Source organism: Sphingopyxis sp. (genome assembly GCF_036675685.1).
Taxonomy (GTDB): domain Bacteria; phylum Pseudomonadota; class Alphaproteobacteria; order Sphingomonadales; family Sphingomonadaceae; genus Sphingopyxis.
In genome coordinates this window covers 1-15,844 of record NZ_JAKFEM010000041.1, presented here as the reverse complement: position 1 = coordinate 15,844, position 15,844 = coordinate 1, and the positions used below count along the sequence as shown (strand labels likewise).

Sequence of the window (15,844 nt, the reverse complement as noted above, 5' to 3'; positions counted from 1 at the left end):
CCTCAGCACGAACGGAACAATTGGAACGCGCAGCAACGAGCGCGAACGGAGTAAAAAATGACCGACCAATCCATCGACCAGATCATGCGCCTCGCGCCCGTCATCCCGGTGATCGTCATCGACCGGGTCGAGGATGCGGTGCCGATGGCCGAGGCGCTCATCGCCGGCGGGCTGACGGTGCTTGAGGTCACGCTGCGCACCCCCGCCGCGCTCGACGCGATCACCGCGATGAAGCAGGTCAAGGGCGCGATCGTCGGCGCGGGTACGGTGCTCGATCCCGCGATGCTCGGCGCTGCGATCCACGCCGGCGCCGAATTCATCGTCTCGCCGGGCCTCACCGACAACCTTGGCAAGGCGGCGGTCGCGAGCGGCATCCCCTTCCTGCCGGGCACCGCCAACGCCGGCGACATCATGCGCGGCATGGACCTCGGCCTCGACCGCTTCAAATTCTTCCCCGCGGCGACCAGCGGCGGCATCCCGGCGCTGAAGGCGCTCGCCGGCCCCTTCGGTCAGGCGCGCTTCTGCCCCACCGGCGGCATCAGCCTCGCGACCGCACCCGAATGGCTCGCGCTCGAAGCGGTGCTGTGCGTCGGCGGCAGCTGGGTGGTTCCCTCGGGCCCGCTCGACCCCGCGCGGATCGAGGCGTTGGCGCGCGAGGCGGCGGCGCTTTCGCGCCATTGATTAACCCCATTTTACCTGTCACTGTGCAGGGATAAGGCGGCAATATAGCCGTTGGTGGGGAGACAGGCGTGCCGAGGCCGCAACCGCATTTGGACGAAGTTCTGGCATCGGAGCCGGGATCGCATATCGCCGCGTTGTTCGATTTCGACGGCACGATCATCTCGGGCTATTCGGCGACCGCGATGCTGCGCGAAAAATTCCAGCGCCGCGAAATGTCGATGGAAGAGATTGCCGAAACCGCGCAGGTGATCGCGCAGCACAGCCTTGGCACCATCGGCTTTTCGGGGCTGATGTCGGGCGCCGCCAAATTCATGAAGGGCGTCGACGAGGAGAGCTTCATCGAGTTCGGCGAGGAGCTCTACAAGAAGCATATCGCCCGGAAAATCTATCCCGAAACCCGCGCGATTATCGAGGCGCACCAGGCGAAGGGGCACCGCGTTGCGATCATCTCGTCGGCGACGATCTACCAGATCGAACCCACCGCGCGCGACCTCGGCATCGACGACATCAAATGCTCAGCCTATGAGATCGAGGACGGCGTCTTCACCGGCGAGATTATCCGCCCGCTCTGCTTCGGCGAGGGCAAGGTGCTCGCGGCCGAGGAACTGGCGGCCGAATATGGCCTCGATCTCGACCAGAGCTTTTTCTATTCGGACAGCGACGACGACATCGAACTGCTCGAACGCGTCGGCAAGCCGCGCCCGCTCAACCCCAATCTGAAACTCAAGGCGATCGCCGAGGAGAACGGCTGGCCGGTGCAACGCTTCGGCAGCCGCGGCACGCCGAGCTGGGTCGATTACACCCGCACCATTTACGCGACCGGCTCGCTCGTCGGCGCCTTCGCCGCGGGCCTGCCGATCTGGGCGCTGACGCGATCGCAGCGCGAGGCGGCGAATTTCTCGATCGGGCTGTTCGGCGATTTCGCGACCGCGATCACGGGGGTCGAGCTTGAGGTCGAGGACGAGAAGCATCTCTGGTCGTCGCGCCCGTGCGTCTTCATCTTCAACCACCAGAGCAAGGCGGACGTGATGATTCTCGCCAAGCTCATCCGCCGCGACATGGGCGGGGTGGGCAAGAAGGAGATCAGGGACATCCCCATCCTCGGCAAGCTGATGGAATGGGGCGGCACCGTCTTCGTCGACCGCGCCGACGGCAAAAGCGCGATCAAGGCGATGGAGCCGCTGGTCGATGCGATCAAGGTCGAGGGCAAGTCGATCTGCATCTCGCCCGAAGGCACGCGCAGTCTGACGCCGAAGCTCGAGCCGTTCAAGAAGGGTGCCTTCCATCTGGCGATGCAGGCGGGCGTCCCGATCGTCCCGATCGTCATCCATAACGCCACCGACGTTGCGCCGAAAAACGAGTTCGTGATGCGCCCCGCGACGGTGCGCGTCACGGTGCTGCCACCGGTCGATACGTCGAAATGGAGCGTCCGGACGATCAACAACCATGTTCGCGACGTCCGCAACATGTTCCTGCGAACGCTCGGCCAGCCCGAGGAAAGCGTGGCGGAATCGGTAGCGACCGAAGCGCCCTCCGAAGTGAAGGCTGATGCACCGAAGCCGAAGAAGACGGCCGAAAAGAAACCGGCGGCGAAGAGCAATACTGTCGCGAAGAAGGCTCCCCCCCGAAAGGGAAGGAAAGCCTAGAGCATGTATCACCTCGTCATTGCGAGCGAAGCGAAGCAATCCAGAGCGGTCTGCTCAACACTGGATTGCTTCGCTTCGCTCGCAATGACGGAGGGGGCGCAGGGCCGTGGCTGACGGAACGCCCCGCACCGGAATCGTGGCGGAGCATGCGGCCGACCGGCTCTATATCATCGACGCGCGGGGCGGGGTCGAGCGGCGGCTGCTCCTCGACTGGATCCATTCGACGAGCGGCGACGGCGATCCCGCGTGGGCGAGCCTCGCGATCGAGGACGACGATCATGCGCTCCCGCTCGATATGCTGCGCGCGCGGCTCGACGGATCGCCGTCGCGGCAGGTCGTGCCGCTGCGTGTCGCGTGGCGCATCCCGGGGTTCGAGCGCGACCGCGCGCTCAAGTTCCGTCACCTGATTTTCGGCGACCCCCGGCATCCGGGTCCGCTCCGCGCGCGGCTGATCCTGCTCCGCGACCGTCGCCGCGCGCAAATCCTGGTCGGCGAGGCGGCGACCCTCGACGCGCTGCGCGACCGTTTCTGCGCGCAGACCGGCGGCGGCGACGGCGAGGGAACTGACAGCCCGGAGTTTGCGGGCTTCGTCGCGCGGCAGGCGGGGCTCGCGCTCGACGTCGCCGAACGCGGCATCCGCGGCACGCGCTACAAGGTGCCGCGCTTCGTCGCCGATGGGCTGCGCACCAGCCCCAAATTCCGCGCCGCGCTTGCCGAACTGTCCGAGGCGACGGGCCGCCCGGTTGCCGAGCTTTTCCGCGAGGCGCGGCCGCTGATGAAGGAGGTTATCGCGCGGCCTTCGGCGCTCTTCCTCGACCTGCGTGCCCGGCTCGATCGCATGATGTTCGGTGGCTACGCGCCGGAGATGGAGGTCGATGCCGACGAGCTTGCCAAGCTGCGCTCGATCCTGCGCGAACATCCGACCGCGATCCTGTTCACCCACAAGACCTATATCGACGGCGCGACCCCCAGCCGCCTTACCTATGAGAATGACATGCCGATGCTGCACAGCTTCGGCGGCGCCAATCTCGATTTCGCGGTGATGGGCGAATTCTTCCGCCGCTCGGGGATGATCTTCATCCGGCGCAGTTTCCAGGACCAGCCGGTCTACAAGCTTGTATTGCGCCACTATATCGCCTGGCTGCTCGCGAAACGCTTCCCGCTGTCATGGGCGTTCGAGGGAACGCGCTCGCGGCTCGGCAAGCTGATGCCCCCCAAATATGGCCTGATGAAATATGTCCTCGACGCCGCGCACGCGACGGGCACGCGCGATGTGCATTTCGTGCCCTTCGTCACCAGCTTCGACCTGATCCGCGATGTCGAGGAATATGCCGCCGAACAGACGGGGCGGAACAAGAAGCCCGAATCCTTGTCATGGTTCCTCGGCTATATGAAGAGTCTCAAGGAACCCTCGGGCCGCATCCGCCTCGACATCGGCAACCCCGTGGTGATCGACGAAGCCCCCGGTCCCGACGACAAGCGCGCGCTCGAAAAAATCGCCTTCGCGGTCGCGGTCGAGGCGAACCGGGTGACGCCGCTGACGGTCACGTCGGTGATGTGCCTGATCCTGCTCGGCATGGCGCCGAGGGGTGCAACCGCGGCAGAGTTGCTTGGCGCGATCGGCGCGGTGACCGATTGGGCGCGGGCGCGCGACATCCGCCTCAGCAGCGAACTCGAAAGCGGCGACGATGCGGCGCTTTCGGCTACCGTCGATACGCTCGTCGAAAGCGGGCTGCTCGCGCGCTATGAGGCGGGCAGCGAGAATGTCTATTCGATCGACCCCGCCAAGCATCCGATGGCAAGCTATTACCGCAACATCATCGCGCATCATTTCCTCGACCGCGCGATGATCGAACTCGCGCTGTTCGAGCTGCGCGATGCCGACAGCGGCGATGCGACCGCGGCCTTCTGGGCGAAGATCGATCGGCTACGCGACCTGTTCAAATTCGAATTCTTCTATCCGCCGCGCGACGAACATCGCGCTGCGCTCGAAGCCGAACTCACCCGGATCGATCCCGTATGGGATCGCCGCCTCGCCAGCGGCGACCGCGGCATCGCGCAGCTCATCCGCCGCTGCCAGCCCGTCGTCGGCCACGCGATCCTGCTGCCTTTTGCCGAGGCTTATTCGGTCGTCGCTGACCTGCTTGCACGCGCGCGGCCGGGCGATGCCGTCGATGAAAAAACACTGCTCGACGCTGCGCTCACCGAAGGCAAGCAGGCCTATCTCCTCCGCCGGATCAGCAGCGAGGCGGCGATCGGCAAGCTGCTCTTCGCCAATGGCCTCTCCCTGATGCGCCATATGGGACTTGCCGCCGACGCGACCCCGGTGAACCTCGCCGCGCGCCGCGCGCTGCTGACGGAGTTGCGCGGCCTCGCAAACGTCATGGAAACGATGCGCCTCTCGACCGTGGCGCTCGCCGACCGATTGCCGGCGGGGGGAGAACAGCCGTGACCCGCCTCCCTTCGTCATTCCCGCGAAAGCGGGAACCCAGTGAACGAAGTTTCCCGGCGAAAGCCGGGATCCATTGCGACGTTGCTGTGGACCCCGGCTTCCGCCGGGGAACAATATTCGCAACTGGGTTCCCGCTTTCGCGGGAATGACGAAGTTTTTGATTTGGATAGGCCCTAACATGCTCAAGCAGCTCAGCGCGCAGGACGCCCAGTTCCTCTACACCCAGACCGCGAACAATCTGACGCACATCATGGGCGTCTATATCTACGACCCCTCGACCGCGCCCGGCGGCTTCGTGCGCTTCAAGGACATCATCCGCCACGTTGAAAGCCGCGTTCACACCTCGCCGCTGTTCAAGCGCCGCCTCCATCGCCTGCCGTTCGACATGGACCATCCCTATTGGGTCGAGGACGAACATTTCGACATCGAGGCGCATATGAGCCACGCGCGGCTGCCCGAGCCCGGCGACTGGCGGCAATTCTGCATCGCGGTCGCGCGTTATTTCTCGAAGCCGATGGATATGAACCGCCCGCTGTGGGACATTTATGTCATCGAGGGGCTCGACCGTATTCCCGGCATCCCGAAGGGCAGCTTCGCGATGCTCCACCGCGTCCACCACGCCGCGGTCGATGGCGCCTCTGGCGCGCATGCCTTCATCGCGATGAGCGACATCGATGCAAAGGGCACCCCCGCGATTGCCGAGCCGCCGCCCGTCGAGGAACTGGGCCAGGCGCCGTCGAGTAGCGAAACCTTCTCGCGCGCCTGGTCGGCATCGCTACAGTCGCCGGTCAAGTTCATGAACGCGCTGATGAAGATGTCGCCCGCGATCATCTCGTCGGCGCGCAAGGCGATCGCCGAGGGTGGGATGACCGCGGGGGTTCCGGAGACGCGCTTCAACGTCCCCGTCGGTCCGCACAAGATGTTCGACGGGACTTCCGTGGCGCTCGCCGATGTGGCGGACGTGCGCAAGAAGGTTCCCGGCGCCACCGTCAACGACGTCGTGCTCACCACCGTCGGCGGCGCGCTGCGCAAATATCTGGCGAAGCACAAGGAGCTGCCCAAGGACAGCCTCGTCGCGGTCGCGCCGATCAATCTGCGCGGTAAGGAAAAGGGCGCGGGCAAGGCATCGAAACCCGGCAACCAGGTTTCGGCGATGAGCGTCCCGATCCGCACCGACATCGCCGATCCGCTCGCGCGCCTCGCCGCGATCCGCGACTATACGGTCGAGGCGAAGGAAGCGAAGGCCGGGGTCAGCGCGCGGATCATGACCGACCTGTCGCAGCATATTCCCGGCGCGACGATGGCGGCGGTCGCGCGGCTCGTCACCAGCGAGCGCTTTGCGGTGCGCGGCACCAACCTCTTCATCTCGAACGTGCCGGGCGCGCAGGTTCCGCTCTATCTCGCCGGCGCGCAACTCGTCCAGCAGCACGGCATGGCGCCGCTCGCGAACAATATGGGGCTGTTCGTCGCGACCCCCAGCTACAACGGCCGCATCGCCTTCTCGCTCATCTCCGAACGTGCGGTGATGCCCGACATTGCCTTTTTCAGGGAGTGTATCGAGGAAAGTTTCGCCGACCTGATGGCCGCGGTGCCGAAGGTCGAAAAGCCCGAAGCCGCTACGGCAACGCCGAAACCCGCGGCCAAGCCCAAGCCGAAACCGAAAGCCGTCGCAAAACCTGCCGCCAAGCCCAAGGTGAAACCGGTTGCTAAAGCGAACGCGACCGGCAAGACTCGCAAAAAATAAACCATGCTCTCGCAGGATTACCGAATGCTCTTCACCCCGACGCTCAGCGCCGACCGCGATCTTGTGACCGCGCCTGACTATATCGCCTGGGCCAAGGCGGCGCGCGAACATGACAAGAAATCGGGGCTGCAGGCGTGGCGCGACGCCGACGAAAGCAAGCATTTCGACTATAAGGCGATCCGCGCGCGGCTCGAAAGGCTGCGCAAGCTGTCGGCGGCGGGCGACGTCAAGGGGCTGCTCTTTGTCCTCAACGAGGGGATCCACGGCAATATCGACGGCATGGGGCACGAGCGGCTGTATCAAAAAGCGCGCTTCGGGACGAAGAAGCTGATCGAGGATTATGTCGCCGAGGTTGTCGTCTCGCTCGACAAGATCGCCACCGCGCGCAGCATCAGCCGCGAGGAAAAGCGCGACTTCTTCCGCCGCGCCCAGCATTGCTATGGCCGTTCGGCGCTCTTGCTCTCGGGATCGGGCAGCTTCCTGTTCTTCCATATCGGCGTGGTGAAGGCTTTGTGGGAAGAAGGCGTGCTGCCCGCGATCATGTCGGGGGCGAGCGGCGGGTCGATCGTCGCCGCGGTCGTGTGCACGCGCAAGAACGCCGACATCGGCGCCTTCCTCGAAAGCGACCGCCTCGCCAACCCCGACCGCGATTCCGACGGGCGGCGGCTCGCGCCCGACGAGGTGCGCGAGCGGCTCGCCGATCTCATCCCCGACCTGACCTTTCAGGAAGCCTATGAGGTCAGCGGCCGCCACCTCAACGTCTCGGTCGCGCCCGCCGAAAAGCATCAGAACGGCCGGATGCTCAATGCGATTACCGCGCCGAACGTGCTGATCCGCGAAGCCGTGCTTGCATCGTGCGCGGTGCCCGGCGTGTTCCCGCCGGTGATGCTGATGGCGCGCGACGACAAGGGCGAGCGAATCCCGTACCAGCCCGACCGGCGGTGGGTCGACGGGTCGGTGACGCACGACATTCCGACCAAGCGGCTCGAGCGGCTCTACGGTGTGAACCATCATATCGTCAGCCAGGCGAACCCGATCGCGCTGCCCTTCGCGACCGACACGCGCAAGCAGATGGCGCCGATCGAGGCGATCCAGCATGCGTCGATGGCGACCTTCAAGGCGTGGCTCAACGCCAATATGATCATCTTCCAGAAGCCGCTCGAATGGGTGCCGCCGCTCAACAGCTTCGCCAACATGGCGCGATCGGTGATCAATCAGGAATATACCGGCGACATCAACATCATCCGCCCGCCCAAATTCTGGTCGCCGGCGAAGATCCTGTCCGACCTCGCGCAGGAGGACATCGACGAACTGATCGACACCGGCGAACGCACCGCCTGGCCCAAGGTCGAGATGGTCCGCACCCAGACCGCGATCAGCCGCGCGCTCGAAGCGATCCTCGCCAAGATCGACAAGGCGGGCGACGATGGTCCCGGCCATCGCAGCGCGGCGCTGAAGAAGGCGGTTCGCTGAGCATGGCGGCGGGTGCGGTGATCCTGCCTGCCGGTTCCGCCGGCGCGGGCGCAAAACTTCACGTCACCCATTGGCTGCCCGAAGGCCGCCCGCGCGCGATCATATTGCTCGCGCACGGCTATGCCGAACATGCCGGGCGCTACGCCTATGTCGCGAAACGGCTGACCGGCGCGGGCTATGCCGTCTATGCGGTCGACCATTGGGGCCATGGCAATTCGGACGGCGAGGGCGGCTTCGTTCCCCGCTTTTCGGCCTTTCTCGACGGGATGAGCGAATTGCTGACGCTCGTCGAAATCAACCATGCCGATACGCCGCGTTTGCTCCTCGGCCACAGCATGGGCGGGCTGATCGCGACCCTGTTCCTCGTCGAGCGCCAGCAAGCCTTTGTCGCGGCGGCGGTCTCCGGCCCGGCGATCCTGCCCGCCGAACCGCCGTCGCGCTTCACCGTATGGATCAGCCGCTTCCTCTCGCGCTTCTTCCCGCGGCTCGGCGTGCTCTCGCTCGATGCGAACGGCGTCAGCCGCGATGCGCAAGTCGTTGCCGCCTATCAGGCCGATCCGCTCGTCTATGGCGGCAAGATCGGCGCGCGGCTCGGCAAGGAATTCATGGACGCGATGGCGGTCGCGCAGGCCGACGCACCGAAAATCTACCTGCCGATCCTGATCCAGCATGGCGAAGCCGACCGGCTGACCGCGCCGGCCGGGTCGCGTTATCTGTTCGCCAATGTCGCATCGATCGACAAAAGGCTCGAAATCTATCCGGGCCTGTTCCACGAAATCTATAACGAGCCCGAACGCGATGCGGTGCTGGACGATCTGATCGGCTGGTTCGATGCGCATATCCCCGGCGGAAACTGAGCCATGAATTTCTTCATTCTCGTCCTCATCTCGGTGGCCGTCTTTTTGACGCTGCTCTATTTCTTCTTCCCCGAGCAACTCGTGCTGCTGATGCGCTGGCTGATGCGCAAGCGCGCGCGGGTCGAACGCAAGACGATCATCGTCGACGGCCGCGTCTGGCCCTATCTCGAGGGCGGCGATCGCTCGAAGCCGACGCTCGTGATGGTCCACGGCTTCGGCGCCGACAAGGATCACTGGACCTTTTACGCGCCGTGGCTGACGCGCGATTATCATCTGATCGCACCCGACCTGCCGGGGTTCGGCGAGAATGACCGCGACGGCGAATTGCCGTTCGACGTCGCAACCCAGGCGGCGCGGCTCAAGGCGTTTCTGGGCGCGCTCGGCATCGAACGCCCGCACCTCGGCGGCAACTCCATGGGCGGGTGGATCGCGCTGCGCTTTGCGATCGACTATCCTGATCGCCTGCGCACGCTGACGCTGATGAACAATGCCGGGATCGTCGGCGCGAACGAAAGCGAGTTGCAGAAACTGGCGGCCGACCGCGATTATAATCCGCTGGTGCTCGCCAGTCTGGAGGACGCCGACCGGCTGATCGCCTTCGTCGTCCGCAAGCCGACGCATGTCCCGGCGCGGCTGAAACCCGTGATCTACGCCGACGCGCTCAAGCACCGCGACCTGCTCGACAAAATCTTCTGGGTCATCGCCGACGAGATGGAAGAAAAGCCGCTCAACGACCAGCTCGGCAAGGTGAAGGTGCCGACGCTGATCATCTGGGGTCGCCACGACAAGCTGATCGACGTCAGCTGCGTCGCGGTGCTCGAGGCGGGGATCGCGGGCAGCACGTCACACATCTTCGAAGATGTCGCGCATGTGCCGATGATCGAGGCCCCGAAGGCGACCGCGATGGTCCAGCGCGAGTTTCTTGCCAAGCATTGAAATGATCGTCAGTCTCTCCCGAAAATAAGGGGGAGAGACGCATGCGGTTGAAGGTCGGCCTGCTCGGAGGAGGCAGCTGGGGCACGACGGTTGCGTCCTTGGTGTCGCGCAACGCGCCGATCACCTTGTGGGCGCGCGATGCCGAGACCGTCGGCGACATCAACCAGCATAACGAGAACCGCAAATATCTGCCCGGCATCGCGCTGCCGCCGACGCTGCGCGCCACCGCCGACATGGCCGAGGTGGTCGCCGGGGCCGACGTCCTCGTCATGGGTGTCCCCTCGCACAGCTTTCGCGCCGTGCTCGAGGAAGCAAAGAACCATCTTCGTCCATGGGTGCCGGTGATCAGCCTGACCAAGGGACTCGAACTCGCCTCGGGCAAGCGGATGACCGAGTTGATCGAGGAAGTGCTGCCCGGCCATCCGGTCGGCGTGCTCACCGGGCCGAACCTGGCGCGCGAGATCATGACCGGGCAGGCCGCGGCGAGTGTCTTGTCGATGGAGGACGAGATTGTCGTCCGCGCGCTCCAGCCGGTGTTCCACTCGGGGCTGTTCCGCGTCTACACCAACACCGACCTGCTCGGCTGCGAGCTGGGCGGCGTGCTCAAGAATATCATCGCGATCGCGGTCGGGATGGGCGACGGCCTCGGCGCGGGCGACAACACCCGCTCGGCGCTGATGACGCGCGGGCTTGCCGAGATCACCCGGCTCGGCGTCGCGATGGGCGGGCGCCCCGAAACCTTCGCCGGGCTCACCGGCATGGGCGATTTGATCGCGACCTGCACCAGCCCCTTGTCGCGCAACCGCCACGTCGGCGTCGAACTGGGCAAGGGCGGGCGTATCGACGACATCATCGCCGGCATGAACATGGTGGCGGAGGGGGTGAAGAGCGCACCGACGGTGATCGCGCTCGCCGAACGCCACGGCCTCGACATGCCGATCGCGCGCGACGTGTATGATGTGACGCAAGGAAAACGCAGCGCGCAGGATGTATTTCGCGGCCTGCTGCGTTCGGCCGTCGGCGACGAAGCACACCCGGGCTGAACGATCGCTATCCACCGTTCATCCTGAGGAGCCATTGAGCTTGTCAAAATGGCGTCTCGAAGGACCGCGATGTCGGGTCCTTCGAGACGGGGCTTCGACAAGCTCAGCCCCTCCTCAGGACGAACGGTGGATGGCCCGCCTCCTCGAATCCGCCGTCAGCCGTGCCGAATCTCCGTCCAGCCGGGAAGAAATCGGCCGCGCGCTTCGTTGACTCCCCTGACCGCCCTTCAACCGGGCGTAATCAGGAGATGGACGATGAAAAAGTGGACCACCCTTGCTATATGTCTGGCACTCCCCGCCAGCGTGACCGCCGCGGTTCCTTATGGCTCGATGCCGCCGGGATTCGAGGCGCCGCATATCCGCACGTCGCCGATCGCGGGCATCGTCAACCAGCAATGGTATAATTATAGAGCTGACATTCTGGAGGCGGAGAAGGAGCTGACCAGCGACCTTCGCCACTCGACCGACCGCGAGGACCGCTGGGACGCGTGGGACGAATGGCAGACCGAGGTCGTCGACGCCGACAAGGATTATGTGAAGGAAATGCGCAAGAAGGGCTATCGCAGCGGCCGCGTGACGGTCGGCGGTTAAAGCCTGCGTTGTTTGAACGCGTTTTCCGGGTCGTCTCTGACTTGAAAACGCTTGAGCTCCCCGGACCTTGCTCCGGGTCGCAGGGAAGGGCGGGCGTCATGGGGCGCCCGCCCTTTTCGCCTTTTGCTAATATAAAATCGTCATTCCCGCGAAAGCGGGAACCCAGCTACGAATATCGTTCCCCGGCGAAAGCCGGGGCCCATGCGGCGCACTCTGGATCCCGGCTTCCGCCGGGAAACAACTCATTCGCTGGGTTCCCGCTTTCGCGGGAATGACGAAGATATTTTCTCTCGCTTAACCGCCTGCTTCCGCCAGCAACGCTCTGGCCTCCGAGCCCTGCCAGTCGATCGCGCCCACAACGCGCCAGATTTCTCGCCCCTCGGCGTCATAATAGATGCTCGTCGGCAGCGCGCTGTTCGCGGCGTCGAGCAGGCCGTTTTGGGGGTCGATATAGGGTTGCAGCGCCTTCAGCCCCGCCTTCTGGAACCACGGATCGACCACCTCGGCGCCTTGCAGGTCCTGCGCGACCGCGATCACCGCCATGCGCTCGCCGCTTTTCGCCGCGAGCGCGTCGAGTGTCGGCATTTCGGCAACGCAGGGCGCACACCATGTCGCCCACAGATTGACGAGCAGCGGTTTGCCCCGGAACGACGCCAGCGTCACCTCCGCATCATCGGGACCGCGAAAGGCAACGGTTGGCGCGGTCTTGCCTTTTTGACTGCGATCGACCTGGTGCTGGAAATGGCCGAGGCCGCCATCCTTCGCTTGGCCGGGCGAAATATTTGCTTCGCCCGCTCCCGCTTGCCCGCCTGACTGCTTTTCCCTATCGCAACCCGCGACCGATCCGGCCATCAGGAGGGCAAGGATCGCAAGATACGGGTTTGGAAAGCGGCGAATGGCGGATACTCCGGACAGCAATAGCATGTGGGGCGGCCGCTTCGGTGGCGGACCCGCCGCAATCATGCAAGAGATTAACGCCTCGATCCCGGTCGACAAGCGATTGTGGGAAGAGGACATCGCGGCGAGCCGCGCGCACGCCGCGATGCTCGGCGCGGCGGGCATCATCGGCGCCGACGATGCGATCGTGATCGATCGCGGCCTCGCCCAGATCGCCGATGAATTCGCTGTGGGCGGTGTCCCCGTCGACCTCGCGCTCGAAGACATCCACATGACGGTCGAATCGCGGCTGAAAGAACTGGTCGGTGAGGCCGCCGGGCGCCTCCACACGGCGCGCTCGCGCAACGACCAGGTCGCCACCGACTTCCGCCTGTGGACGCGCACGGCGATGACGCGCATCGACGCGGGGCTCGCCGCGATGCAGACGGCGCTGCTGGCGCGCGCCGGCGAGCATGCGGACAGCATCATGCCCGGCTTCACGCACCTCCAGGTCGCGCAGCCGGTGACGCTCGGCCATCACCTGCTCGCCTATGTCGAGATGTTCGGCCGCGACCGCTCGCGCTTCGCCGATGCGCGCCGCCGCCTCAACGAATCGCCGCTTGGCGCCGCAGCGCTGGCCGGGACCAGCTTCCCGGTCGATCGCCATGCGACCGCGGCCGCGCTCGGCTTCGACCGGCCGATGGCGAACAGCATCGACGCCGTTTCGGACCGCGACTTCGCGCTCGAATTCTGCGCTGCCGCCTCGATCGCCGCGATCCACCTCTCGCGCCTCGCCGAGGAAATCGTGATCTGGGCGAGCCAGCCCTTCGGCTTCATCAGCTTGCCCGATGCCTGGTCGACCGGCAGCTCGATCATGCCGCAAAAGCGCAACCCTGACGCCGCCGAACTGGTGCGCGGCCGCGCGGGCTTGCTGCTCGGCGCGTTCCAGCGTTTGGCGGTGATCGTGAAGGGCCTGCCGCTCACTTACTCGAAGGATCTGCAGGACGACAAGGAAACCGTCTTCGGCGCCTTCGACGCGCTCGCGCTGTCGCTCGCCGCAATGACCGGCATGATCGAAACCTTGACCTTCCGCACCGACCGCATGCGCGCGCTCGCCGCCTCGGGCTATTCGACCGCGACCGACCTCGCCGACTGGCTGGTGCGCGAGGCGGGGCTGCCGTTCCGCGAGGCGCATCATGTCGTCGGTTCGTGCGTGAAGCGCGCCGAGGAGCTGGGCGTCGAGCTGTCGGCGCTGCCCGCAACCGACGCCGCGGCGATCCACGCCGCGGTCACACCCGGCGTGCTGGCGGCGCTGACCGTCGAGGCGTCGGTCGCCAGCCGCGTGAGCTATGGCGGTACGGCGCCCGAACGGGTAAGACAGGCGATAGCCGCGGCCCGCGCCGCGCTCGAAGGAACGATTTGATGGCGACGAAGCGCCTCATCATGGCAACGCTTGCCGCGACCGCCCTGCTCGGCGCATGCGGCAGCAAGGAAGATCTGAAGCCCGTTGCAGGCCAACCTGCACCGGTCGTTCCCGTCGGCGCGACCCGCGCCCCGACAACGGAGGAGCTTACGACGCCTGACGCGCAGGCCCGGCCCGCGCGCAGCGACGAACTTCTCAAACGGTCCGAACAGCGCGAAACCGACGATTTTGACTTGCCGCCTCGGGGCTGATTGAACTCGAAGCCGCCTTCCTTTTCCGTTCGTGCCGAGCTTGTCGAAGCACCGTTCTTTCCGGGACGTTGGAGAAGAAAAGAACGGCCCTTCGAAAAGCTCAGGGCAAACGGCGCATATTATTAGGATTTACTTGTGAATCATTTTGAACTTCGTGACGGCGTGATGCACGCCGAAGACATTCCCTTGCCGCGTATCGCCGAAGAAATCGGCACCCCCGTTTATATCTATTCGCGCGCGACGCTCGAACGCCATGCCCAGGCGTTCCGCGACGGGCTGAAGGACGTACCGAAGAAGCACATCGCCTTCGCGATCAAGTGCAACCCCAACCTCGGCGTGCTGCGTGTCCTTGCGCGGCAGGGCTATGGCGCCGATGTCGTGTCGGGCGGCGAGCTCGAACGCGCGCTCGCTGCGGGCATGGCGGCGGAGGACATCGTCTTTTCGGGCGTCGGCAAGACGCGCGCCGAACTGGCGCAGGGGCTCGACCGCGGCATCGGCCAGTTCAATATCGAACATGAACCCGAAGGGGTCGCGCTCGCCGAGATCGCGCTCGCAAAGGAGATGACTGCCCCCGCGGTGCTCCGCGTCAATCCCGACGTCGACGCGGGCACGCACGCCAAGATCTCGACGGGCAAGGCCGAGAACAAGTTCGGCGTCGGCATCGACAGCGCCCCCGAAATCTTCGCCCGTCTCGCCGCGCTGCCGGGCCTCCAGATGCGCGGCATCGCGGTCCATATCGGCAGCCAGCTCACCAGCCTCGCGCCGCTCGAGGCCGCGTTCGAGCGCGTCGGCCGCCTCGTTGCCGACCTCCGCGCCGCGGGCCACAGCATCACCCATGTCGATCTCGGCGGCGGCCTCGGCGTGCCGTACAAGGCCGACGATAATCCGCCGTCGCCGGCCGAATATGGCGCGATGGTCGCGCGCGTGACCAGGGACTGGGACGTCACCCTGATGTTCGAACCCGGCCGCGTTATCGCGGGCAACACCGGCGTGCTCCTCACCGAGGTCTTGTGGGTCAAGCCCGGCGCGACGAACCCGTTCGTGATCGTCGACGCGGCGATGAACGACCTCGCGCGACCCGCGCTTTACGACGCCTACCATGACTTCGTCGCGGTCAAGCCGACGGGTGAGACGATGACCGCGTCGATCGTCGGCCCCGTGTGCGAAACCGGCGATACCTTCGCGCGCGACCGCGTGACCGACAAGGTTGAGGCAGGCGACCTGGCGGTCTTCCGCACCGCCGGGGCTTATGGCGCGACCATGGCATCGACCTATAACAGCCGCAGCCTCGTTCCCGAGGTGCTCGTCGATGGCGACCGCTATGCCGTCGTCGCCGATCGCATCACCGCGGGCACGATCATGGCGGCCGAGCGCGTGCCCGACTGGATCGACTGATGGAACAGCTGCCCCTCTTCCTCAACCTTCGCGGCCGCCCGGTCGTGCTGGTGGGGGAAGGGGAGGCCGCCGATGCCAAGGCGCGGCTGATCGTTCGCGCGGGCGGGCGGATCGTGCCGGAGTGGGAGCAGGGCGCGACCATCGCCTTCGTCGCGCTCGATGATGGGGACGAAGCGCGCGCGGCGGCCGAGGCGCTCCGTGCCCGCGGCCTGCTCGTCAACGTCGTCGACCGCCCGGACCTTTGCGATTTCACCACCCCCGCAATCGTCGACCGCGCCCCGGTGACGATAGCGATAGGGACGGGCGGCGCGTCGGCAGGGCTCGCGAAGGCGGTGCGCCAGCGGATCGAGGCCTTGCTCCCCACCCGTCTCGGCGCGCTCGCCGCGGCGCTCCACGCCGCACGCGCCGCAATGAAGACGCGCTGGCCCGCCGCCGCCGAGCGCCGCCGCGCGCTCGACGCCGCGCTCGCGCGGGGC

14 protein-coding genes are annotated in these 15,844 nt (G+C 65.7%); 13 read left to right on the top strand and 1 reads right to left on the bottom strand.

What is annotated here, in order from left to right:
- Positions 1–57: 57 nt before the first annotated feature.
- From eda to V6M50_RS15955, 9 genes are all read left to right on the top strand, one after another.
- The gene (gene eda, locus V6M50_RS15995) at positions 58–681 is read left to right on the top strand and encodes a bifunctional 4-hydroxy-2-oxoglutarate aldolase/2-dehydro-3-deoxy-phosphogluconate aldolase (RefSeq protein ID WP_332819573.1); all 624 of its coding nucleotides are present in this window, start codon (positions 58–60) and stop codon (positions 679–681) included.
- 89 nt (positions 682–770) lie between these two features.
- Positions 771–2,327 (top strand): HAD-IB family hydrolase, encoded by a 1,557-nt coding sequence (locus V6M50_RS15990; protein ID WP_332819572.1) that lies wholly within the window; start codon positions 771–773, stop codon positions 2,325–2,327.
- 106 nt (positions 2,328–2,433) lie between these two features.
- Entirely contained in the window at positions 2,434–4,779 is a 2,346-nt protein-coding gene (locus V6M50_RS15985; RefSeq protein WP_332819571.1) for a glycerol-3-phosphate 1-O-acyltransferase, read from the top strand.
- Positions 4,780–4,957: 178 nt separating this feature from the next.
- Positions 4,958–6,523 (top strand): WS/DGAT/MGAT family O-acyltransferase, encoded by a 1,566-nt coding sequence (locus tag V6M50_RS15980; protein WP_332819570.1) that lies wholly within the window; start codon positions 4,958–4,960, stop codon positions 6,521–6,523.
- A gap of 24 nt (positions 6,524–6,547) precedes the next feature.
- Complete coding sequence (locus V6M50_RS15975) at positions 6,548–7,996, top strand: DUF3336 domain-containing protein (RefSeq protein WP_332819569.1); 1,449 nt, start codon at positions 6,548–6,550, stop codon at positions 7,994–7,996.
- A gap of 2 nt (positions 7,997–7,998) precedes the next feature.
- On the top strand, positions 7,999–8,853 hold the full coding sequence (locus V6M50_RS15970) for an alpha/beta hydrolase (protein WP_332819568.1): 855 nt from the start codon (positions 7,999–8,001) through the stop codon (positions 8,851–8,853).
- Between the two features lie 3 nt (positions 8,854–8,856).
- Positions 8,857–9,789 carry an alpha/beta fold hydrolase gene (locus V6M50_RS15965; RefSeq protein WP_332819567.1) on the top strand — a complete coding sequence of 311 codons (933 nt, stop codon included), beginning with the start codon at positions 8,857–8,859 and terminating at the stop codon, positions 9,787–9,789.
- 41 nt (positions 9,790–9,830) lie between these two features.
- Complete coding sequence (locus V6M50_RS15960) at positions 9,831–10,832, top strand: NAD(P)H-dependent glycerol-3-phosphate dehydrogenase (RefSeq protein ID WP_332819566.1); 1,002 nt, start codon at positions 9,831–9,833, stop codon at positions 10,830–10,832.
- Positions 10,833–11,087: 255 nt separating this feature from the next.
- The gene (locus V6M50_RS15955) at positions 11,088–11,423 is read left to right on the top strand and encodes a hypothetical protein (RefSeq protein WP_332819565.1); all 336 of its coding nucleotides are present in this window, start codon (positions 11,088–11,090) and stop codon (positions 11,421–11,423) included.
- Positions 11,424–11,717: 294 nt separating this feature from the next.
- Here the strand turns inward: V6M50_RS15955 and V6M50_RS15950 are convergent, their stop codons facing one another.
- Positions 11,718–12,275: a TlpA family protein disulfide reductase gene (locus V6M50_RS15950; protein WP_332819564.1), complete on the bottom strand. Its 558-nt coding sequence runs from the start codon at positions 12,273–12,275 to the stop codon at positions 11,718–11,720.
- Positions 12,276–12,345: 70 nt separating this feature from the next.
- Here V6M50_RS15950 and argH point away from each other — a divergent pair, with 70 nt between their 5' ends.
- The 4 genes from argH to V6M50_RS15930 all read left to right on the top strand — a co-directional run.
- A complete protein-coding gene (argH, locus tag V6M50_RS15945) occupies positions 12,346–13,722 on the top strand; it encodes an argininosuccinate lyase (RefSeq protein WP_332819609.1) in 1,377 nt (458 codons plus the stop codon).
- Complete coding sequence (locus tag V6M50_RS15940; RefSeq protein ID WP_332819563.1) at positions 13,722–13,973, top strand: hypothetical protein; 252 nt, start codon at positions 13,722–13,724, stop codon at positions 13,971–13,973. The genes argH and V6M50_RS15940 overlap by 1 nt, the downstream gene beginning before the upstream one ends.
- 135 nt (positions 13,974–14,108) lie before the next feature.
- Positions 14,109–15,368, top strand: a complete 1,260-nt coding sequence (gene lysA, locus V6M50_RS15935) for a diaminopimelate decarboxylase (RefSeq protein WP_332819562.1) — start codon at positions 14,109–14,111, stop codon at positions 15,366–15,368.
- On the top strand, positions 15,368–15,844 hold a 477-nt coding region (locus V6M50_RS15930; RefSeq protein ID WP_332819561.1), incomplete at its 3' end, for a precorrin-2 dehydrogenase/sirohydrochlorin ferrochelatase family protein. The genes lysA and V6M50_RS15930, both read left to right, overlap by 1 nt.